This is a genomic window from Paenibacillus sp. J22P169 (assembly GCF_059691995.1).
The window spans coordinates 3,094,413-3,115,758 of record NZ_JCAUAO010000001.1; the positions used below are offsets into that span (position 1 = coordinate 3,094,413).

The 21,346-nt window shown below is 40.2% G+C and carries 22 protein-coding genes; 5 read left to right on the plus strand and 17 right to left on the minus strand.

Going from position 1 to position 21,346, the window contains the following annotated elements; genetic code table 11:
- Positions 1-336, plus strand: a complete 336-nt coding sequence (locus tag AC58QG_RS14110; RefSeq protein ID WP_497362648.1) for a YxeA family protein — start codon at positions 1-3, stop codon at positions 334-336.
- Between the two features lie 287 nt (positions 337-623).
- On the opposite strand, the gene AC58QG_RS14115 is transcribed toward AC58QG_RS14110, so the two are convergent.
- The 15 genes from AC58QG_RS14115 to AC58QG_RS14185 form a co-directional block, all read right to left on the minus strand.
- Positions 624-989, minus strand: a complete 366-nt coding sequence (locus AC58QG_RS14115) for a hypothetical protein (protein ID WP_497362649.1) — start codon at positions 987-989, stop codon at positions 624-626.
- 186 nt (positions 990-1,175) lie between these two features.
- Positions 1,176-1,589 carry a DUF4279 domain-containing protein gene (locus AC58QG_RS14120; RefSeq protein ID WP_436239502.1) on the minus strand — a complete coding sequence of 138 codons (414 nt, stop codon included), beginning with the start codon at positions 1,587-1,589 and terminating at the stop codon, positions 1,176-1,178.
- 481 nt (positions 1,590-2,070) lie between these two features.
- Positions 2,071-3,792: a ubiquinone-dependent pyruvate dehydrogenase gene (poxB, locus tag AC58QG_RS14125; protein WP_497362650.1), complete on the minus strand. Its 1,722-nt coding sequence runs from the start codon at positions 3,790-3,792 to the stop codon at positions 2,071-2,073.
- A 371-nt stretch (positions 3,793-4,163) separates the two neighbouring features.
- Positions 4,164-4,673 carry a cupin domain-containing protein gene (locus AC58QG_RS14130; protein ID WP_497362857.1) on the minus strand — a complete coding sequence of 170 codons (510 nt, stop codon included), beginning with the start codon at positions 4,671-4,673 and terminating at the stop codon, positions 4,164-4,166.
- Between the two features lie 774 nt (positions 4,674-5,447).
- Positions 5,448-6,923, minus strand: coding sequence for an MFS transporter (locus tag AC58QG_RS14135; protein WP_497362651.1), 1,476 nt, complete (start codon positions 6,921-6,923; stop codon positions 5,448-5,450).
- 1,145 nt (positions 6,924-8,068) lie between these two features.
- On the minus strand, positions 8,069-8,593 hold the full coding sequence (locus AC58QG_RS14140) for an NUDIX hydrolase (RefSeq protein ID WP_497362652.1): 525 nt from the start codon (positions 8,591-8,593) through the stop codon (positions 8,069-8,071).
- A gap of 220 nt (positions 8,594-8,813) precedes the next feature.
- A complete protein-coding gene (locus AC58QG_RS14145) occupies positions 8,814-9,284 on the minus strand; it encodes an NUDIX domain-containing protein (protein ID WP_497362653.1) in 471 nt (156 codons plus the stop codon).
- A 283-nt stretch (positions 9,285-9,567) separates the two neighbouring features.
- On the minus strand, positions 9,568-10,149 hold the full coding sequence (locus tag AC58QG_RS14150) for a hypothetical protein (protein WP_497362654.1): 582 nt from the start codon (positions 10,147-10,149) through the stop codon (positions 9,568-9,570).
- 414 nt (positions 10,150-10,563) lie between these two features.
- Positions 10,564-10,719 carry a hypothetical protein gene (locus tag AC58QG_RS14155; RefSeq protein WP_497362655.1) on the minus strand — a complete coding sequence of 52 codons (156 nt, stop codon included), beginning with the start codon at positions 10,717-10,719 and terminating at the stop codon, positions 10,564-10,566.
- A gap of 853 nt (positions 10,720-11,572) precedes the next feature.
- Positions 11,573-12,373: a class I SAM-dependent methyltransferase gene (locus AC58QG_RS14160; protein WP_497362656.1), complete on the minus strand. Its 801-nt coding sequence runs from the start codon at positions 12,371-12,373 to the stop codon at positions 11,573-11,575.
- Positions 12,374-12,505: 132 nt separating this feature from the next.
- Positions 12,506-12,772 (minus strand): CD3324 family protein, encoded by a 267-nt coding sequence (locus AC58QG_RS14165; RefSeq protein WP_497362657.1) that lies wholly within the window; start codon positions 12,770-12,772, stop codon positions 12,506-12,508.
- 460 nt (positions 12,773-13,232) lie between these two features.
- A complete protein-coding gene (locus AC58QG_RS14170) occupies positions 13,233-13,478 on the minus strand; it encodes a hypothetical protein (protein WP_497362658.1) in 246 nt (81 codons plus the stop codon).
- Positions 13,479-13,602: 124 nt separating this feature from the next.
- Entirely contained in the window at positions 13,603-14,085 is a 483-nt protein-coding gene (locus AC58QG_RS14175) for a hypothetical protein (protein ID WP_497362659.1), read from the minus strand.
- 348 nt (positions 14,086-14,433) lie between these two features.
- The gene (locus tag AC58QG_RS14180) at positions 14,434-15,228 is read right to left on the minus strand and encodes a hypothetical protein (protein ID WP_497362660.1); all 795 of its coding nucleotides are present in this window, start codon (positions 15,226-15,228) and stop codon (positions 14,434-14,436) included.
- Positions 15,229-15,252: 24 nt separating this feature from the next.
- Positions 15,253-15,762, minus strand: a complete 510-nt coding sequence (locus tag AC58QG_RS14185) for a DinB family protein (RefSeq protein WP_497362661.1) — start codon at positions 15,760-15,762, stop codon at positions 15,253-15,255.
- Between the two features lie 379 nt (positions 15,763-16,141).
- Here AC58QG_RS14185 and AC58QG_RS14190 point away from each other — a divergent pair, with 379 nt between their 5' ends.
- The 4 genes from AC58QG_RS14190 to AC58QG_RS14205 all read left to right on the plus strand — a co-directional run bounded on the left by AC58QG_RS14190 (position 16,142) and on the right by AC58QG_RS14205 (position 18,626).
- Complete coding sequence (locus tag AC58QG_RS14190) at positions 16,142-16,237, plus strand: XapX domain-containing protein (RefSeq protein WP_497362662.1); 96 nt, start codon at positions 16,142-16,144, stop codon at positions 16,235-16,237.
- A 724-nt stretch (positions 16,238-16,961) separates the two neighbouring features.
- Positions 16,962-17,075: a YjcZ family sporulation protein gene (locus tag AC58QG_RS14195; RefSeq protein WP_497362663.1), complete on the plus strand. Its 114-nt coding sequence runs from the start codon at positions 16,962-16,964 to the stop codon at positions 17,073-17,075.
- Between the two features lie 927 nt (positions 17,076-18,002).
- Complete coding sequence (locus tag AC58QG_RS14200; protein WP_082595659.1) at positions 18,003-18,113, plus strand: YjcZ family sporulation protein; 111 nt, start codon at positions 18,003-18,005, stop codon at positions 18,111-18,113.
- 402 nt (positions 18,114-18,515) lie between these two features.
- Positions 18,516-18,626: a YjcZ family sporulation protein gene (locus AC58QG_RS14205; protein WP_497362664.1), complete on the plus strand. Its 111-nt coding sequence runs from the start codon at positions 18,516-18,518 to the stop codon at positions 18,624-18,626.
- A gap of 149 nt (positions 18,627-18,775) precedes the next feature.
- Here the strand turns inward: AC58QG_RS14205 and AC58QG_RS14210 are convergent, their stop codons facing one another.
- Together AC58QG_RS14210 and AC58QG_RS14215 are read right to left on the minus strand one after the other, a co-directional pair.
- The gene (locus AC58QG_RS14210) at positions 18,776-20,470 is read right to left on the minus strand and encodes a putative thiazole-containing bacteriocin maturation protein (protein ID WP_497362665.1); all 1,695 of its coding nucleotides are present in this window, start codon (positions 20,468-20,470) and stop codon (positions 18,776-18,778) included.
- A gap of 188 nt (positions 20,471-20,658) precedes the next feature.
- Positions 20,659-20,907 (minus strand): hypothetical protein, encoded by a 249-nt coding sequence (locus AC58QG_RS14215; protein ID WP_497362858.1) that lies wholly within the window; start codon positions 20,905-20,907, stop codon positions 20,659-20,661.
- Positions 20,908-21,346: the final 439 nt, after the last annotated feature.

A 21,346-nucleotide genomic window follows, 5' to 3' on the forward strand; every position in this document is an offset into this window, starting at 1 on the left:
ATGAAAAAAGCAGTTTCTATTATGCTTATCGTTCTAGTTATTTGCTCAGCCATGTATGTCATATTCAAACGGGAATTTGATCAATTCAATCCACTGTATAAGGAGGAATATGTCTATGCAGTAATTACTGAACCAGCTAATTATGAGAAAAAATATGACCGCTACAGATATAATCTGTCTGGCTACACAAAGCAGGATGAAAAGAAAAAGATTTCGTTCTCTTCAAGCAAAGAATTATTACAAGAGACCTATGTGAGAGTGCTTGCTAAGGGGGCATATACGAAGGAATGGATATTAATACAAAAGGAAGATATTCCGAATAATGCTTTGAGATAAGTATTTGTTTGCGGGAGACCAGGCGTGTGACCACGATAACTTTATTCTGCATAGAAAAGAAGCACTCGGAAATATGTATAAGAGGATGGTTTTTCATTATCCTGCAAAAGGCCCCAGTAATATACTGAACCGCAATCGCGGTTATCTTTATTCTTTTTAACTAGGTAAGGATTAACCAGACTATTCTGCCCGTTCGTGGAAAACAAAAACGGCTGCCGAAGCAACCGCTATTTCACCAATGTTTTCCGTTAGTTGAATTGATGACCTTTAACATCAGAGAGCCACACCTACTCCGTTATATATTCTTTATCGAGAAGTTGTCTTAATTCCTGTATTTTTGTTGACTTAAGAACTAATTTTTCCGTGTTGAAAACAAGTATGGTCGGAAAATCATCTATGTTGAAAGCTTTCTTTACTTCTGGCGTATGCATCACGCTTAAATTTCTTATTTTCTCTAAATATTTTCGGTGTAAGGCGTTTATTTCTTTCATAAAATCTGTATCGCCCATCTGTTCACCATTTAAATCAACAATATATATTTGATATTCACCCTGATTCTTCGATTTTAATCTTGAGGTTAGTTCTTCATTGGACGAGGTACAACTAGTAGTAGTAAATAATATTAGCATGATGATGATTGAGATTGATTTCATATGAGCCCTCCCCTCACAAATCTGAAATCTTCAAAAGGCTGGCAGACATGATTTAGACGCATAAAAGTAGACCGAAGTTCAGCTATACTGCTCGTTAACGTAATGAAGCTACCGTTCATTCGCGCGGCAGCTTCATTTAACTTGTTTGTTTATTGAGCTCTCGTTATCCGTTAGCTTAATCATCAATTAACTATAAATGTACAAGTCAAAATCCACGTCTGCATTTATTGAATAGGCAAAGCTAATGAACCTATGATGTAAATACATCGCAGGTTTTTCATTATTTTCAATTTTTATTACCACCATAAACTTAAACGATACATTGTACTCATCCCGGATTTTGTTAAGTTCAACTACCTTACTTTCCAGTGCATCTAAGAGGTAATACAACTGGTCATTAATATCATAGGACTCTTGATAGTCTGAGCTAAGTTCCCAGGACGATTCCTTTCTATAATGGATGATTGAACTAATCAGATTATCATTCTTAGGTCCAACTATAACATCACCTATGCTATACGATTCGGATGGTTCGATACCAAGCAATTGCGTAACTTCATTTACAGGAAAACTGTCTCCGAAAATGCTGAAATACGCCATGACAGTGGTTTTATCCATTATCAGTCACCCCAGTCTAATCATGACTTTCTGTAATTGTATCTAAAACTCAACATAAGTTATCCGTTAGTTCAATTATGAAAGACAGATGGGCTTTTTTTACTATCATATCATTTTAATACTACATGCTCTAACCTCACTTCAACAGGCATCTTAAAAATAATGAAATTAGCAGTCCACATTTGTGATTCAATAATGAGCTTATCTCCTGTTTCCTTTGATTCAAACTCATATCCAGAGCCGATTGCTCAAAGTTCTCTACCTCATTAATCGGACATAGGCACCAAATCGAATAAATTCCGATACATACTAGAGATAATTGCGATGTAACCGGCTGTAATTCTCTATTTGTATTAACGTAAGCGAAATAGCCCTCATCTGGCAATCAGATGGGGGCTATTTTAAACTTGCGACTAAGGCAGTGTGACCAGTCAGTTGTAGGAGTCCAAAGTGCTCCTATTTATTACCGAAGGAGATTGGTTTTCGCCAGTTCGATGACTTCGTTGCCTTGCCCGTTCAAAACGGCTTTCAGCATCCACATCGTAAATCCGCGAGCCTGCTCGAGGTTGATTTTCGGCGGCATCGCCAGCTCCTGACGATTGACGACGACGTCCAGCACTACCGGACCGCTATGTTCGAGGGCTCGGCGAACGGCGCTTTCCAAGTCATTCGGATCCTCGACGCGAATTCCTTCGATTCCCATGGCTTGAGCAAGTGCCGCAAAGTTTGGATTGTCGAGTTCCGTACCGAATTCTAAAAAGCCAGCTGCTTTCATTTCCAATTCCACGAATCCAAGCGCGCCATTATTAAAGACAACGATCTTGATCGGGAGCTTATGCTGACGAAGGGTCAATAGATCTCCTAGCAGCATAGTGAGTCCCCCGTCCCCAGACAGCGATATGACCTGGCGTCCCGGTTGCGCAACCTGCGCCCCAATCGCCTGGGGCATGGCGTTCGCCATTGTCCCGTGGTTAAACGAGCCAAGTAGCCTTCTTTTTCCATTCATGCTCAAGTATCGGGCAGCCCACACAGTCGGCGTACCAACATCGCAAGTCAAAACGGCATCCTCATCTGCGAGATCGCTGATTACCTTCATAAGGAATTGCGGATGAATAGGAGCTCGACCAGGAGCTGCAAGGTTGTCCTGTTCCTCGCGGACTTTGGCATAATGTGCTGCAAAGTGCTGCAGGTGATCAGGGGAGTGCGGTTCCATTAAAAGGGGTAACAGCATGTCGACCGTCGTCTTTACGTCTCCGCACACCCCGTATGCGAGCGGCGTTCGCCGGCCTAGACGGGAGGAATCCAAATCAACCTGAAGGATGGTCGCTTCTTGCGGATAAAATTGCCGGTATGGAAAATCGGTACCCAGCATGAGTAGGACATCGCATTCCATCATGGCGTGGTATCCTGATGAATATCCGATGAGACCGGTTAATCCGACGGAATACGGGTTGTCATATTCCAGATATTCTTTTCCTCGCAGTGCTATGACCATCGGGGATTGCAGTTTCTCGCACAGCTTCATGAGCGAAGCATGAGCTCCCGAGCAGCCAGCACCACACAGCAAGGTGATCTTCTTGCCTTTGTCTAAGTAGTCGGCAAGCGTCTTCAATTCGTCTGTAGAAGGGCAGATAATTGGCCGGGTGGAATGGATGACGTGTTCTGGAACCGGGCTTTCGTCGTATTCGAAAGCGGCTACATCGCCAGGAAGAACTATGACAGACACTCCAGACCTTGCCGTCGCGGTTTGCATCGCCATCGTAACCGCTCGAGGTATTTGCCTCGGTCCGGTTACGACTTCACAAAAGAAGCTGCATTCCTGAAACAACATGTCCGGACGAGTCTCTTGAAAAAAGCCGCTGCCAATTTCACTGCTCGGAATATGAGCGGCAATCGCAAGTACTGGCACCCGGTTTCTATGGCAATCGTACAATCCGTTAATGAGATGTAAATTACCAGGTCCGCTGCTACCCGCACAAACGGCGATTCCTCCGCTGAGGGTGGCATCCGCGCCAGCCGCGAACGCTGCAACCTCTTCGTGGCGGACATGGATCCATTCTATTTTTCCGGAACGACGGATCGCATCGAGCAAGGCATTAAGCGAATCGCCGATAATGCCGTAAATTCGCTTAACGCCGGCGTTCAGAAGGGATTCCACGATGGAATCAGCTATCGTTCTTTTCAAGGGAATCTCTCCTTATTGTTTTTATTATTTTGCCATAATATGAGCAGTATATTCTTAATTTCACTACGATCGGGTTTGTTGGGCTTTAATCTTAAATTAAGTAGTCACATTTCGGTAAATTCATTCCTTATTATAGGTACTTTATCTAACTTTAACCTATTCGATCCGCTTGCGGTTTTCCATAAACCTAATATTTTGTTCAGACGCGAAGAGAGGTCTTGGATGGATGGAAGAAATCCAACCCTTTTGCTCCCGCACACTCGGCTGAGTTAAATAAATCACCACAGGATGCATAGCAACAACTAGATCTGCGATTCCTCTGATATGTTACTTCACATATCTAAGCGCCTAAAGTACGTTTGACCATAAATTTAGTGCTTTTCTTCAGAACCCATTGCAATTGCTTTGGTTTCATGTACCGTACCATATGGATGCTGAGGTGGTGCATAGATAACGTAAATTTTAAGTTGTTTATTACCTGTATTAGTTACATTGTGCCATTTTCCAGCAGGTATCATAATTGCATAATCATCAAAGACCATTTCTTGAAAATCCAAATTATCTTTACTATCACCCATTTGAACGAAGCCCTGACCTTCTTCAATACGTATGAATTGGTCCGTTGTGGGATGAACTTCTAAACCAATGTCATCTCCCACATTAATACTCATTAGGGTCACTTGATAGTGTTTCCCTGTCCATAAAGTGGTTCGGTAATTATCGTTTTGCTTAGTTTCTTGGTCAATATTCACTACAAATGGTCTTGGTCCATAATCTGTTAATTTAATGTTTTCATAACGATTCCAGTTGGTATTGTTCCAATTGTAATAATGAGGATACCAATTATAGTTCCATCTGAGGTTATTCCAGTTGCAATGCATAGGATTTTGCCATTGATAGTGATAGTACGAATTATGGTACAATTCATGTTCCTCCAATGATTTCATTTTCACCTTTTATCCTATGCGGTTGCCTAATTAAAGGATTGAAAAATAGGCAAAAGCCTATGTAGTAATCTGCCCGAAAGTTCAATAAAAAAAGGAGGCCCCCGCGCCTTCGCTTGGGCTACGTCCTCCACATTATATTCCATTTCCAATTACTAATTAAAGAACCTACGAGCGTAGCATGTAATGCTTTAATAGGAGCCCAATCTTAATTTAAGCACTAAGAAAATGTTTTATATTCTGCTGACACATTCCGTCTGATGTGTCCATAAGAATACTTGCACTAGCACCGTTAGGTTGCACATTTACAATATGATTTACGTTAATGTATTCTGTGCTTTTATTTTAAACATGAACTTCTAAGAACAAGTTGTTCATGTTGTTCGATGTAGAAGAACATCCCATAATATTTACCGATATAACCCCTACTAATAGTAGTGTTAAAGCTAATTTCTTAGTTAGCATAAATGTTGGATGACAAACTGGTTTTGAAGCGGTATTACGGTCTAATTGACTTCGGCGAAACACGCTGTCCCTATCTCAGTTGCATACAAAATAGCAGATACCGTTGACCAGCACCTGCCGAATTCAAGCAAAGCTATTCTTCTATTCTACATCTAGCAAATGACCAATCAGAGACATCATCTCTAATAAAACAATACTTATAAGATTACTTTACTAAACCTATTGTTGGCCGCGATAAGAGTATCTTTATGCTTCTGTTGCTTTCATTTCAGCGCGTTTTGCGTCGAGTTGTTTATTGATACTGTCAACGTCTTTATCCGTCAGTGGATAGAGTTGCATCACAATCATAGAAATAACAGCAAGAACAGCAGGTATCCAAATAGCAGTCATATTAATCCCTGAAAGGGCATTAGCTGTTTGGTGCTCAGCATTTCCATTAAATCCATGAGCGGCAAGGAACCAAAGTGGAATGGCACCCCCAAGCGTGAAGCCAATCTTGAAGAACAGCCCCATAATAGCGTTGATAATAGCAGCATTACGTTTACCAGACTTTAGTTCGCCATAAGAGACAACTTCAGGAACAAGTGCCCACATGAAACCAGTTGCTGAAGTCAAGCCCCATTGCTTGATGAAAGTTGAAACATAAGCCAACCAAAGTTGATCGTGCATACCATTAAGACTCCAAATCCAAGTCAGTATTTCGCCGACAACAAACATACCGAGGAAGAAATGGAAGAAGCCTTTTTTACCGAAGATTTTCTTGAGTTTTGGCCAGAATACTGTAAAAGCGATACCAGGAATTGAGGCAATCAGTCCCACAGCACCCATCCAGTCCGAGTGATTGACGGTATATTGGTTAAAGAATCCATTAACCGTATTCATGAAAAACATAAATGTAAATGCCAACATGAAGAAAATTCCTAAAATGACCAATGGTTTATTATTCTTAAATTCAACAAAGAAATCATAGACTTTAACTTGTGCCGATTGTTCAGCATTGGCGACAACGCGTTCTTTCGTGAGCTTGTAGCAAAGGAAAAGCGCTACGGCACCAATAACCATATAAACCGCATAAACGTTAAACCAGGCATGATCTGCAGAAGGGTCAGTATAAGTCCCCATATTAAGTTTTAATCCAAACAGACCGGTGTCTTTGAGTGAACGGTCTTTTGGTGCCACCATTTGAACAAACATGGGGAACAATGTATAAACGAGAAGATTTGCACCGTTTGCAAGCATCATACGAGTCGTTGTGAGTTGGTCAACAGAGTCAGGGTTACGGGTCAATGAGGCGTTCAGCGAGCCGTAAGGAATATTGACGACGGAATACACCAAGTCAAGCAACAAATAAGTGATGAAGACAAAGGCGACAGAGCCACGGACACCAGGAATGGGCGCAAACAGCAGCGCAGCCAAGATAATCAGCGGAATGCCTGCACGAAGTAACCAAGGACGATATTTACCTGCTCTTGATGAGCGTTTATCGATAAAGGTCCCGACCATTGGATCCCAAATAACATTGATGATACGGACAAAGAGGAAGATAAATCCTGCTGTTACTGTACCGATAGCATTGACAGTCGTCAAATAGAGGGCAAGGAAGCCTCCGACTGTACCAAAGACAAGATTTTGAGCAAAGTCTCCAAAACCGTAGCCAATACGTTCAGTAAGATTGAGCTTGCGATACTCATCTTGCTGAACATTCTGTGTGTTATCACTCATTATGAATACTCCTTTTCGCTAGCTGACATTTCTAAAATCCTTTTTAAGTCATATCAAAGCAAAAGTCTGTTTACGAAACAGAATAAAAGCCCTTACATTTTTACAAATTCGCTTAAATATTTTGTAAATAAAATAAAAAAAATTACCTCAATTTCTTATTTAAAATACCTGTCATATTATCAATTATATTCCTCCAGCCATGATGTATTTTTGAAAACGAGTAACTTTCTTTGTTTATTGAACAAACCAAGATAAGAATATATCATAGATATTATTCATTATCAACTTCACCTAGGCAACGATCAAATATATCCAGACCCGATCACCGTTCCCCAGTCAAAGCTCACTGATACGGTTCTATTTTCATAAGTAAAGTCCTCCCAGTTATTGAGTTTGTTGTATGTTAGCTCTAGTTGGGAGCGTCTTCAAGTCATACAAATGCTCCATAAAAAGGAAGCACGATTGCTCCTAAAAAGAAGCTAAAATCACAATTAAACTACATCCACATAAGCGAACCTGCCACGATTCCTGACATTCAACTTCCGAAATACCAATACCGCAGTCAAATGCTTACTGTTACTTCTCCAAAAGTACTTCAGACAAATAATTGAAGTTAATCGCTATCAGCTATCGTTCTCCGTTAGCTTAAAAATTGATTTGAAATTAGTTAAACTTATGCGTGCTAAACACCGTCGTTATGATATTGAAAATTATGTCTTACTTCTTGCATATTGCCCCTGTTATATCTCCCCCGACTGCAGATTTACGGATTACTTCGCCGCTCCATCTAACGTTTATTAAGTCACTTATAAAAAGAATAAAGAGTAGGATTACTCCAATAGTAAGCTTTTTCATTGACAAAATTGCCCCCTCTGGGATTTTCTTACTCTTAGACGTTTTGTCCCCCATCATAGTTCGTTATCCTGACCGTTACTTGAGAAAAGGCAACCAATCCACCTGGACCGGCTGCCTTTTCATATTGTTATTAAGCTATAGTTTCCCGTTAGCGTAATCTGGGCTATGAGTAATTCATTATGAAATAACATTGCCTATTAATGAGACGATAATATGGATAATACAGCGTTTGCTAGTTATGAGCTTATCATTCTTGACACAAGCGATCAAACGGGCGGCTGTAGGGATGGCTAGCTTATGAGCTGCTCCTCCAGCAATTTGTGAATCACGACTTCATGTGCGGGAAAAGCGATTCTGGGGAGCTCCTCGTAAGAGAAATAAGCTACTTGGTCGATGTCGTCTCCCGCACGAAGCTCCCCGCCGGTCTCTTTGGCCAGAAACCAGATCATGACGCTCTGTTGCTCGGGATTATACCATTCAGTGCCTACGTACGGCTCGCCATAAAGGGAACTGACGGTATAGAGAGAGGTAAGCTCTATGCGCAGCCCAGTCTCCTCCATCATTTCACGCTTTGCCGCCTCATACACATCCTCTCCCCACTCCACATAACCGCATGGCACACACCATTGCCCGCTGTAGCGCCCCCGCTTTCGGCCAAGCAATACCTTGCCGTTTTGAATGAGAATCATAGCTACGCCCGCCGTTGGATTCTGGTAAAACACAAATCCGCATACGCTGCAGACGGGCTTCGATTGCTCCTTGTTCTCGTTAAGTCGCAGGGTACCCCCACACTTTGGACAATAGCTGTATTTCATCCGCAACCCACTCCCATTATAAGGAAATCTTTATCTTGCTCCGATTGTACCTTACTTCTGGCGGTTCCTCCAATACATGTTTGCGAAGAATTTGTTCTCGCTATGCGATCAAGGAAACCGGGTAGTCCTACCGGTAGTCGTTGGCTTCACCAGCTTAATATGGAGCAACGGACTCTTACGTACAGCGCCTCCTTGATGATGGGTAGATGAAGAAAGTGGTTTAATTTATATCTCCTGTATAGCATCCATGTGGTATTTCACCATTTGCAATCTCAATTATGTTTTTAATCAATCCTTTTGGGAAAAACCTAAATTCATTAAGACTTGTTACTGGAATCCACTCAATCCCAATGTAGTCCTCATCTGGGGCAATCCCATTTCCGATATTATGCTCATCCACTATTTCACAAATAAAAATGTGGTCCACCACATGAGTTTTTGGGTCTATCAAATTGTTCCCATGATGATTCTTACCAATGTACTCCCTAAGAAACACAAATTGCTTTACTTTTATAAGGCATCCTACTTCCTCTAGAAATTCTCTCTGAAGGGCTTCAACTAAATTTTCACCATGTTCTTGACCGCCACCTGGTAAAGTATAATCAGCTTCGAATTTATCGTCATGTTTCTTGATGGTTAACAAACTATTATTTTTAATTACAATGCCTTTTACACCACTTCGAACCTTCAAAACGTTCCCTCCGCTCAAAAGGAATATTATTTAGTTACTAATTCGAGGGGGATTTCGTGACTCCTGTATGGTTTCTATTGAAGTAATCTGCCCGTTAGCGGAATAAGCTACCGAGATTAAATTCTGCGGTAGCCTGTTTTATGTACTTATTGAACTATCGTTTTTCGTTAGCTTAATGTCCCGACCAATCTTATACTTATTTTCCTAGTCTACAACCAAGCCTGTGGCGAATATGTCGGGAATACAAAAAACACCATCGTATGATGATGCCTTTATTACTTTATTATTCTGTCACTAACCATTTAAACTCCAAGCCTGTAGTTTCGATTATTTTCAATAAATTCTCTTCAGAACAACAGCCAATCAATAAATCTTGTCCTCCTAAATCTAAATATGTAAAACTGATTGTCGTGTCAACAGTTTTTAGCAGTTCGTAAAATTTAACAAATACATTTACATCCACCCAAGCCCTATCAACTTGAAAGTCCCAATGATATTCGACACCATTATGTTTAAATCTAAGCCAAGCTTTTTCTTCTTCAATATCCACATAATCTTCAACTTCTTCAAGTCTTAACAAGTCTTCTGTTAAACTACATAGTCTATTTGAAATCTTAATATAGTCCCCGTGATTCAAAATACACTTAGTATCAAAATACCATATATTATTTGAATATGGAGTAAAAGTACCATTTGTATATTTGTTGCTTCCCATTGCTACTAATAATGTTCTATATGGTCTTTCTTCATATCGTTCCATCTCGAATTTATTCATCAAATCTTCTTTGGATAATCCATTACAAAGGGTAACGCCTAATGAACTCAAAGTTTCAAATTGTTCTTCAAAAGAAATGAATTTTGCCAATGGTTTCAACTCCTACTATTTAGGTTAATATTAAAGCTTGTCTGTAATTAAATGGAGCAGTTTCTCATCCTTCCAATTTGTTGTTTACATACACCTAATATTTCGAAGCATGCTTGGTAATTTAAGGGTAGTCTGTGTAAAATTTCTCTAATAGTATGGTCGATGGAGCAAAAACTCCTACCACGCTCTACTGCCCTTTAGTTTAATGAAAAGGGAGCAGCTACGGCCGCGGCGATCTGCTCCATTACGATTCAACTACCGTTCCTCGATAGCGTATTGTGCTGCAATATCGGCTGAGTTCCTTCACTGATCAAACTAAGCTTCCCAAACCTTGAAAACTTGTATGTTCTCAGGGAAGAACCGATCCAACCAATTGTCGACTCTCGCTTTTACTTGGTTCGATTCAACCGAACTCTATTTATCAATCCAAAAAGTAGATTTTATATATTCAATATCATAAAACATATTGTGGTAATCATCTGCCAGATTTTTATCATCTTGGCTGAACTGCACATCCGTCGGAGTGATTAATAAGACAACATTAGCGCCAATATCTCCAATCTTTGACACATGGTTTCCTATCAGCTCCTGCAACTGTGACCCCTCTGTTTACCACTTATTTGTTGGCCAGACATTAATAGTGAAGAGTAGTCCTCCATGTTTTTCTTTATTGGCAATATTGTAAAAATCTCAAGCTTAACTTTGGTTCAATTTCTTCACTACTTCTACATTGCCATGACGCTAACCTGCCCTTTAGCTTAATGAAAAAAGGAGCAATTACCGCGTCGGCAAACTGCTCCAGGATCGCTGAACTAACGTTACCCGTTAGTTCAACAGGATCGATTTGTTGGCTAACCTCCACTAGATCTGATAAAATATTCTTACCGTGAAAGTAATGGCGATATCACAGCCGAAGGGAAGGGGACAATGGATATCCTGCTTCTATACATTTTTTTTGCGGCTATCGTGCTTCAACTTTTGTTTATCGTCCCCACTCAGTGGCAGATAAAATGAAGATGATATAAAGATGATAAAAAAACAACTATACTGCCCGTTAGTTGAGTAAAGGCAGCCGTTCAATTAGACGGCTGCCTTTTCTTGTTATGATTGAACTCTCGTTTTCCATCCCAAAGGAGAGATGGATCAGTCATCTAAAATCCAAAATGTTCACTAACTAATTTAAATTGATCTTCAATACTCTTGTTAGGTGTTCTTTCAAATGTTCTGATGCCATTCTTAATACAAGCATTTTTAATTTCATTGGAAAATTTAATCATAGATTTGTTACTATGCTTAATCGTTTCCTCTGGATTTGTTGTATGGGTGTTAATGCAGTCCGTTATTCTACCCGTTACTCTAATAAACAAAAGATGAGCCTCCGCGAAGCGAGCCCTCAACAATAGTTCTCCGAGTAGAACTATGCTTATTTAGTAGCATGTAACGATAGCCATTGAGGAAGAGCTGCCAACGGGTTTAATTGCCAATTGCAAAACTCATCAAGCTCTTGCTGTGTCAATGAATCTACATCTTCTTTTGATTCATCAACCCAAAATGAACCATCTTCAGCAAACATTTCTTCAATATGATTTATGTCTAGCCCTGATGTAATCATAGCATTCATTATGTCTTGTAAACGCCATTTAAAAGTTGGTACTTCTCCGAAAGGTCCTGTTGAATTATACGGTTTTACTGCATTTATTTTCTTTGTAGCTTTAATACCAAACGGACGCATAAACGGGTGGATATCAAACATGATATATGAACCACTTGTTTTAAGTATTCTATGGATATTATTGTACATGGAATTTAAATCATTGATCCATACATGGACACCATTTGAAGTATATACAAAATCATATTCGCTACTTTTTATTTTACTTAACTTCATTGTATCATCGCATATAAATTCAATATCCCAACCATGTTTACAAGCTATATCAGAACTGTTTTCCAATTGTTTTTCAGAAATATCACATGACGTTACTTTTGCCCCCATCAAATGAAAAGCGAATACAGCATGATTGTCACCACTTGAAGGAACACATATTCTTTTGTCTTGTAAATTCTGCAATACTTCTTTTATCATCGAAAATGTTGTTTGATGAAATGCTGATTCAGGAGCTTTAATTATCTTTGATATAGCATCTTCATCTCTATATCTTTGATACCATGTTTCGGACCATTCGTTCCAACTATCTTTAATTATTTCAATATGTTTATTCATTTGGCTCCCCCATACTTGAAATTAATATTATTGTATCAAGGTTCACGGTTATAAAATGTATACTAAACAATTAGAAATTAAATATTACAAAAAAAAATCACATCAGAATAATCCGATGTGACCAAAATTTCTTTATTTTTTTGAATAAATTATTTTCTTTATACTGTAGCAGGAAAGATAGAATAGATCAGATAATTGATCAATAGAATAGCCAGTTGCAAATTTTTCGCATATCTCTTTATTACGATCTTTCAAATATTTCCTGCTCCCTGAATTCTCGCCCCATTTTTTATGCAATCCTTTAGGGTTAGGGATATATATCATTCCACCATGTGTGTATTTCTGTATTTCTTTTATTAATTCTTGTGGAAAGATGGTCTCAGCATTTACATATTTCATAATAGCTCTACTCCTTAAAATTTATTGATGATTTTAAGGTAGCAAGGTCTATTCTATAAACAAATAAACAGCATTCATGAAGTTAAGGGCGGTAACTTATCTTTGCTCCATACAAACAACCGCCGTTGTTTATAGATTAGACTTTGCACGGAGCGAAACTTGATCGTTTAAATTTTGTACGAAGCAAATCCTTAGCATTGTTAACCTCCTATAAAAAACAAGCACAATCAAACTACTTTTCATTTAAAAATTCGTAATGATCAGCCTGAATCCCTCTTCTTAATTTTTAATATATCCCAGTTTTCATGTAACTGGTTCATAGGGAGCAATTCAACATATCTGCCCGTTACTTGAACGAAAAACGGCAACCGATCGTTTGTCAGCTGCCGTCAAGTAATGATTAATCTATAGTTTTCCGTTAGCTCAATGAAATTCGATTGTTTTTTTTATTTACTGTGTTCTATATGTTTTTTCGTAAAAACGTAACATCATCAGTAAATTCTAAGTGTTCATTTAGTCTAGTTTCACTTACAGTAACTCTCCAATGTAAACCATATTCAGTAAACACCAATCTTGAGTTTTTAATTTCATATTTCCCAGCTCCCAAATGAGAGTAAACTTTCTGCTTTGCTTCTCTTTGTAAGATAAGAACCCCTATCAAGCAAACAACCATGAAGATAAGCAAAAACCACATGATTTTTTTCATAATTACATCTACACAGCTCCTATTGAATCACTATTACCTCTAACCCTATTCATAAATTAGACGTTATATTAATAGCAATAGTTGCATTATCCTGCCCGTTTTAAAGGCAGCCGTACCATTAGGGTCAGCTGCCAGTTATTGAACTCTCGTTCACCGTTAGCTTAATGAGTTGGGTGCCAAAGTAACTTTCAATAAATTCAAAGCTTTCCTGTATACTTTTACTGCCATCGACTTTTAAAACGTTAAAATTTAAATCAATTGCTTCCTGATAAACAAATTCAGCAAACAAAGCATCTCTCGACATCCAATTATTAAAAGCAACAACAGGGTCTTCGGTCCTTTTTAAAATACCTTCTAACCAATCCCTTTTCTTATAATACTCCTTTTGAAAACTTTCAGTAGGAATGATCCAGATTGCTTTATGATTTTCTTCTAGATGAGGTAAAACCAATGATGGTAATAATTGATTACTTTCTACAATAATTGGTATGTCATGCTTATTTGCAAGATCCTTCAATACAAATGAAAAGTCTTCAATAAATGATTTGATATATACTCTCAACTGTTCTTCAATTTCCCTAGTATAAAACGCTTCATTCGGATTCATCGTAGAAATTTTTACATTGCAGGTTGTTCATTAGCCGAGATTTTTTCTAAGTGCCCATAAAAATGTTCATCACAAGAAAATAACTCCATACCATACTTTTTGCATACATCTTAGCTAATGTACTTTTACCAGCACAAGACGAACCACCTATCCAATAAATCTTTTTATTACTTAAAATTCGTCCTCACCTCAAGTTGGATATATCCATCTTTTCAAAGCTATTCGTTTTTCAATATCTAGTTTCCTTCTTCAACTCAACTGCCCAATACTTTAACAAACAAAAGAGGAAGCGCTGCCGCGAAGGCAAGCTCCTCAACTATCGTTTCTCGTTAGTTCATTAGTTGAATGCTACTTTATATACTCTATTATAGATTTGAATGCCTGATACTCTTGGCAAAATTTAAGATAATCACCTTTTGAAAATATAGCGGAAACAGATAACCGGAAAATGATTGCTCGAATAATCATTTCTTTATATAGTTCATTATCTAGAAGCAGATTTATCTCAGAAATATAGCTTCCTTGCCATGCTATACAATCACAAACTAAAATGGCTTCTGCATATTCTACTGGAGCAATTGTTGGAGAAAAATCAATTACTAAAGGACTCAATACATGGTCAAAAAGAATATTTCCCGACAAATCGCTATGAACAATCTGCACCTTATATTGCTCTTTTAGGCTTACCCTACTTAGTAATCTTTTTATAATTTCTTGTGACTCTCTCGGTAAATCCCCTGGCAATTCATCTATTTGCCATGCTATACGATGACCCTTGGACCAAGGATTATCAGTATGAGGGAAGTTCCGAAAATCAATGAAAGATAGGTCACGGTGAAATAACTTCGATACCAGAAGTTTTTCTTCTATTCGCCCTTTTACATCCTTACCTACCTCATACTGAGTGCAAGCCCATCCTTTACTTACAAAAGTACCATGTTTACTTCTAATAGGCTTTGATACCCTATAACCTTGAGGGTTTATATTGTAAATAATATTCAGTAACCATTCACAATGTTGTATATCATCCACAGGTTTTAATACAGCATTACTAACTCTAACTGATGTATTCTGCCCACCGCTCAATGACACAATATCCCCGCTAAGATGAAAAGAATTTAGTATTTCTTCTGATAGCCCCATTTGTTCACCATAAAGTAAGGACGACTAACTCAAGTAACGATTTCGGATGACCCCCATGTGATGAAGCTCGTGTCCTGCGATGCCGTAAGCGAGGGCGCGCGCCGTAATGCTTACGTTGTTGGCTGTGCCCTTGCGGGACCACGCCTCCGTCGGTAACCCGCGCAGCAGTGTGATCGTCGATTGCCGTACGGCCCGGTAGTCTTCGGCCAATTGCGCGGTTGTCCAGCTTCCGAAAGGAGGAATGAACAATTCCTGGTCGAAACCGGGCAGAGGCGTCTGATCCCCTCTTGCAAATCGGAGCAGGCGGTAGGTCATGACGCGTTCACTGTCTGCGATGTGGCCCACGACTTCTTTCAGCGTCCATTTTCCTTCCGCATACCGATAGGCGCTCTGGCTTTCGATCAACGATGCCAGCAGCTCGGTCATTTGCTTTTCCTGGGCGAGCAGAATGTCGATGATGTTGCCTTCCGGCACCAACCGGATATACTCGCCGGCGTCCCCGGCGTATTCTTCTTCTGACGGTCTTTGGTTCATGCGTAATCACCTTTCTATGAAGATATAGAAAACTAAAATGCTCTTTCCCATGCTCTACCGCGATTTTTTTGCGAAATTCGTAACTTCGGCATGTCTAATGAATTCGCGAAAGAATAGAACTTTCCTTCCAAAAATTGAGAGTAAGCAACCACTTAGTTGGTTGGCCGCCACGCTAAACTACCCGTTTGTTGAGCGAAGAAGGGCTACCACGCAGCAAGCCTTTCGGTAGATCACGTTTTTTTGCGTACGAATACAACGGGAAATATTAACAAATCCTATAAAAAAGCAAAAAAGAAGGAGAAATAAATGAAAGAAGTTTTTCTCCCCTTTCTGGCAGGAGCGGATAGTTGGTGTTATCTTCAAGTTGTTTCGCCTTCCATTGCCAGCACCACCTGTATTTTCTGCTGTTATGGGTGTGATGGGTGTTTATGTAGGAGGTAAACTCGTGGAATGGTTAATCCGGCATTATACATAGGGCAAACGAAATCATACGGTCACTGGGGCCAGTAGGTCCCGCATACTTGGTGAGATATATACTGACCCCTTAGAAAATGCCCTGTGAAGGGAGCTCCCATAATGAAATCATTAAAACCGCCACTTAACTATGCTGCCCTTTAGCGAAACAGGCTGCCGCGATTAATTTATCTGTGTATCTTTCAATCCATTTGGAAAAAGAAAGGCTTTTATCCCACGTGAAATTATTAATTGCTTTGGCACATCCCCCAATCTAACACCAGTTGGTGGAGCATATGTACTCTAAAACGTTCACGGAAGGCTCTTTTTACTTCGGAACAATTATTTTTACTATAAATGGTTTTTCTTTTTTTAATGCATTCTTTAATTCAGTCCTACTTGTACGTTCTTTTCAACTATTTACTTTGGTGTGAGCGCCATCCACTGATTAAGTGAAACATCTTCAAAACGGTCACTCTCATATTGGTCTGAGAAGTAGTACTTCATATTTGCATTTAATTATATCCATGAAATAAAAGTTTTTTCGTACTTTAGATAATAATTTTTACTGGTGCACGACTTTCTTTCCCCTTTTTCTGGACTTGCATCCATGTGCGACCTTCCCGATTCCGATATTGGATGTTTGCGCTTTTCCGGTCCTCCCAGTGACATACGTCCAATCAAACGTTATGTACCGAACGTATGATTATACCGTATTGAAAATTCACTTGAGGGGAATGAGTTACATGGGCGTAGGAGTAGGTTATGGTGGAAGTTGTGCAGGTTATGGTAACAACGCAGCAGCTATTTTGGTTCTTTTTATTCTTTTGGTTATCATCACATCAGCTTTTGTATGGTAATTCCTTAAACCAACATCATAATAAAAACAAAAACGGGCTTATCGCGAAATAGATGCGAATATAGACCGTTTTTTTCTCGTTGTTCAACTGAGGGTGATCAATGAGTTTTGAGTCTTGCTGACAATATCAATATAGGGTCAAGTGGGTGGTTCCGCACGAGGTCGATATCCCATTTCGTTACATAGGCCAAAAATCGTGTGCCTTAACGTTAGGACCATTGCCACATTTCCGTTAGTTGCTATTGGACATGTGTACATACAACTGATCTCCTATTCTTCAGCAACCATCCGGCCGCCGTCTCGTCTTTCGTGTTTACTTCCCTTCTAGCTAGTTCCAGAGCAATTTCTTCGATACTTTGATAAATCTCCATTTCCACTCAGAATCAACGTTATCGTTGCGCTAAAGAAAGATAACGTCATGGCGTGGGCACCAGTAACGCCGCCAGCTCCGGCACCATTGAAAGATTTAGTGATTTGAGTTGGCGCCATAATTATTAACGATTCACCGTTGATTATGGTCCCTGAGTTAGTGACTACTTTTGAGGCACCGATTATAGATGGCATCTGCATCAACCCTTTTCCTTATGATGTCCCTATTATATGTGAGCTTGACCTTTTTGCTTGGTTTAGTGAACATGTCCAGACCCATTTTTCAGTGGGGTTTAGTAGCAGTCTCGAGAAATTCCAAAGAAAACGAAAAAAGCTCTGTTTGATTTAATTGCTCGGCTATTTTGAAAAATGCATATCTGGCTTCCAGTGGTACAAATTCACCAACACCAACATAGCTGCCGTCACTAACCTGTAGAAGTATCCGTTTACGAATGCCTGCTATTCCAACACGTTATTTGCTTCATATGTCCAATCAATCACTAATTAACGAACATATTTTATACAGTAGTGACAAATCACCAGAGGGGAATGAGTAAACATGGGAGCAGTAGGCTATGGTGGAAGTTGTGCGGGTTACGGCACAAGCGCAGCAGCTATTTTGGTTCTTTTTATTCTTTTGGTTATCATCACATCAGCTTTTGTATGGTAATTCCTTAATCCAACACAAAGAAACAACGAGAAAAAGCGGCCGCGAAATAAAACACGGGCCGTTTTTTCGTTGTTCTTATCATAAAAAGATCACCCTTAATCTTCATCTAAGGGAGACCTTTTTATTGTAATTGAAGGTTGAAATATGGGCTGTGGGGGCTTAATATATAAGATTCAAATTTTATAATAATGCGTGGGCACATAGCGGGAATTTGCGGTTATTCTTTCCAGGTGTTATGAAGAGGTAGTTAACCCGGCACTGAATGAGCGGATCAAGATAATACTAATTCTCAGTTTCAGTTCAATTTAGTTGCTCGGCTATGGTTCATACGTCCAATCAATCACTCTATAACAATCATATTTTATCCCGTAGTGACAAATCACCAGAGGGGAATGAGTAATCATGGGAGCAGTAGGTTATGGTGGAAGTTGTGCAGGTTACGGTTCAAGCGCAGCAGCTGTATTGGTTCTTTTTATTCTTTTGGTTATCATCACATCAGCTTTTGTATGGTAATTCCTTAATCCAACACAAATAACAACTAGAAAAAAGTCACCCTTCATCTTAAACTCAGGGTGACTTTTTTCTGGTAAATGAAGGGTGAAATATGTGGTAAGTAGCTGTGTCCGCTAACATCCCCTCACCAACAATCATAACGATAACACTCACCGGGATACCCCCTCGCGCAGCAACACGCCAAACACTCCTGCCATTTCCTCTTTCAAAAACGGTTCTACTGCTAGATCTAAGACCAAAAGTTGCTTATGGTTCCGTTCCAAGACTTGCAAGGCGGACTGCAGAACAACCGATTCTAACGTCACTTCACATGAAGGGATCTCAACGATTAGCGGCACCTGTTCAGCTGAATGAACGGACGATACCTCCAACACTTTTGATGTGAGGCAAGCCGGTTGGTTTTGTGCCTCCAACAAAGCCTGCTGCAAAGCATCCCGCAATGCCAGGGTCACATTCAAGCCTACACCACCATACCAACGATCATTTGTACCGACCCAAATCACAGGGAATCCGAATATTTCCTCTCCTAAACCAATCATTGGTGCTCCCTTCATCGTCGTCAGGGCCTGCAAATAAAACTGGCAGTGTTTATCTTCTATTGTAGACAACTGTACTCGAAAGACAGAAGGCAAATGACATACCATTCGCTTGCCCAGTTCGTCGGCCAAACTCCGTTGTAGCCCTCGGCCAATACCCTCCGCAACCGTTTCTCCCGCTCCAACGCCGATAAATTCATGCTGATCTATCTTGTAGCCCTCTGATTCCTGATAGGATGGAAGCGTCGAAACGAGCAGGCAGGCCATTCGCGACACATACGCTTCAATCCCGACCAGCCCCGCTTCCCGCCTCGCTCCCTCATGCGTCAAATTTGTACAAACAATGTCTGGCATAAGACCAGCCGGCCCTTCCGATAGCGGATCGACTGCCTGAACGCGACACTGAGAGAGTGGTAGCTGCTTTAAGTCTCCCTCCTCCCAAATATGAAAAATCCCTGATTCAGTCGATGTCAATCGGCTGAGGTAAGGAAGTAAACCGTTCTCACTTTTGCTTGATCTCCGTTCGAGCTGCAGATCGATATCGTGAATCCATTCAGCTGCATTACGTCCGGTCACAAGCGGATGGGGCATAAACGAATGCCATTTTCCTTCCAATGTCTCCAGATTAAGCAGGAAGAATTGATTCCTTTGTTCCGCATCGTTCGCTCCCGTAACCTTTTTCAATAATTCAAACACGATCACATTTGCTAACATCGCTCCCGCTGTAAAAGAAAAGGTGTGCAGCCGAGGGTCTTTATAAATCGCAGATTCGTGAATGCTGCGAAACGCTGACTCCCAGCATCCCTCAAGGTCCGGATGCACTAGCGGACCCGCCAGACCCACCTGCTCCAGACATATTGCAGGAAGAAACAACTTCCTCTCCTCCCTACAAACAGCGTGTAGAACCCGCAGTTCTTCGATTTCACCCTCTTGTGACACAAACAAGATTGAATCAAACGGCCTCACAGCCTCCCGCAAACTACTAACCCCTTTCTTCTGCAGGGTAACTTCCTCTATTCTTACCTCGGGGTCTGTTTTACGGGCATGTACCGCCAGTTTTTGCATCCGTTGCCGATCAGTCGGCCCTGTGCCAGAGACTAGCACGTGAAACTTAGGAATTCCAGATACAAGCAGTTTAGAAATGACCGATATCAAAAATGGACCAGAGCCGACCACCAATACTTTGGCATGACGATAGAACTGAAACCGGTAAGCACCCGAATTACCGTAATTGTCCAAAAATTCAATTTGAGAAGCATACTCTTTGAGAACCCCTTCCGGCAATTGATGTGGAGTGTCTTGGCTCATATCATTTTCCACCTCCGTAATTCCCGATCTGTCCCAACTCTTCACAAGTAATTTTATGTACAGCTATTTGTCCCTCATGTCATATACTTAAGGAAACCCCCACTCGAGGAAACCCACCCTTATAAAGAAAGTTCAATTAAAAAAGGGCTGCGCCGAAATAATCTTTCGGTACAGCCCCCTATTTTCACTTACCACCAAAATCCTGGACCACCGAAGCCAAAGCCCCCGCCAAATGGGAAACCTCCAAAACCACCGAATCCAAAAGGTTCAGTGCCGATTGCTAAGAGATCAAACAAAACCAATGGGATGATCGCTTTAACCTGTACTTTTTCACCTTTTTGTGGAGCTACAATCAATTTGTTTCCACTAATTCTAACCAATTTGCCTGATACGATTGTTCCGTCTTTTTTCAGTGCCATAATTTCTTTACCGACCATTTTACGTACGTCCTCTTTCCGAATTTGGGATGTCAAGAACGTCCACCTCTTCTGCCAACAGAGATACATTGCACTACAATGTACTCCTGTGTAGGTAACATCGATTGGATACTAGTCCACTCATGCGTATAAACAGTCGTTCACCTACTAAAAACGCCACTTTTCCAGTCAAAAGATCTGAAAATTCATATAGGATCTCTTTAAAAGTCCAATACTTGCATATACTAGTCATCACTAAAATATAATGAAATCATCTTATAGGAAGGTTGGTAAAAGAAGAAAATTGACTTAGAACGGCTTTCTATTGGAGATATAAAATGCTATACCCCTTGTGTTATTAAAAAAGTGGATGGATAGATTCCAAGGCGTTGCAACCAAATACATCGACAAAGTTCTACAATCAGGAATTAAACCAAGATATCAATAATCATAAGGGCTG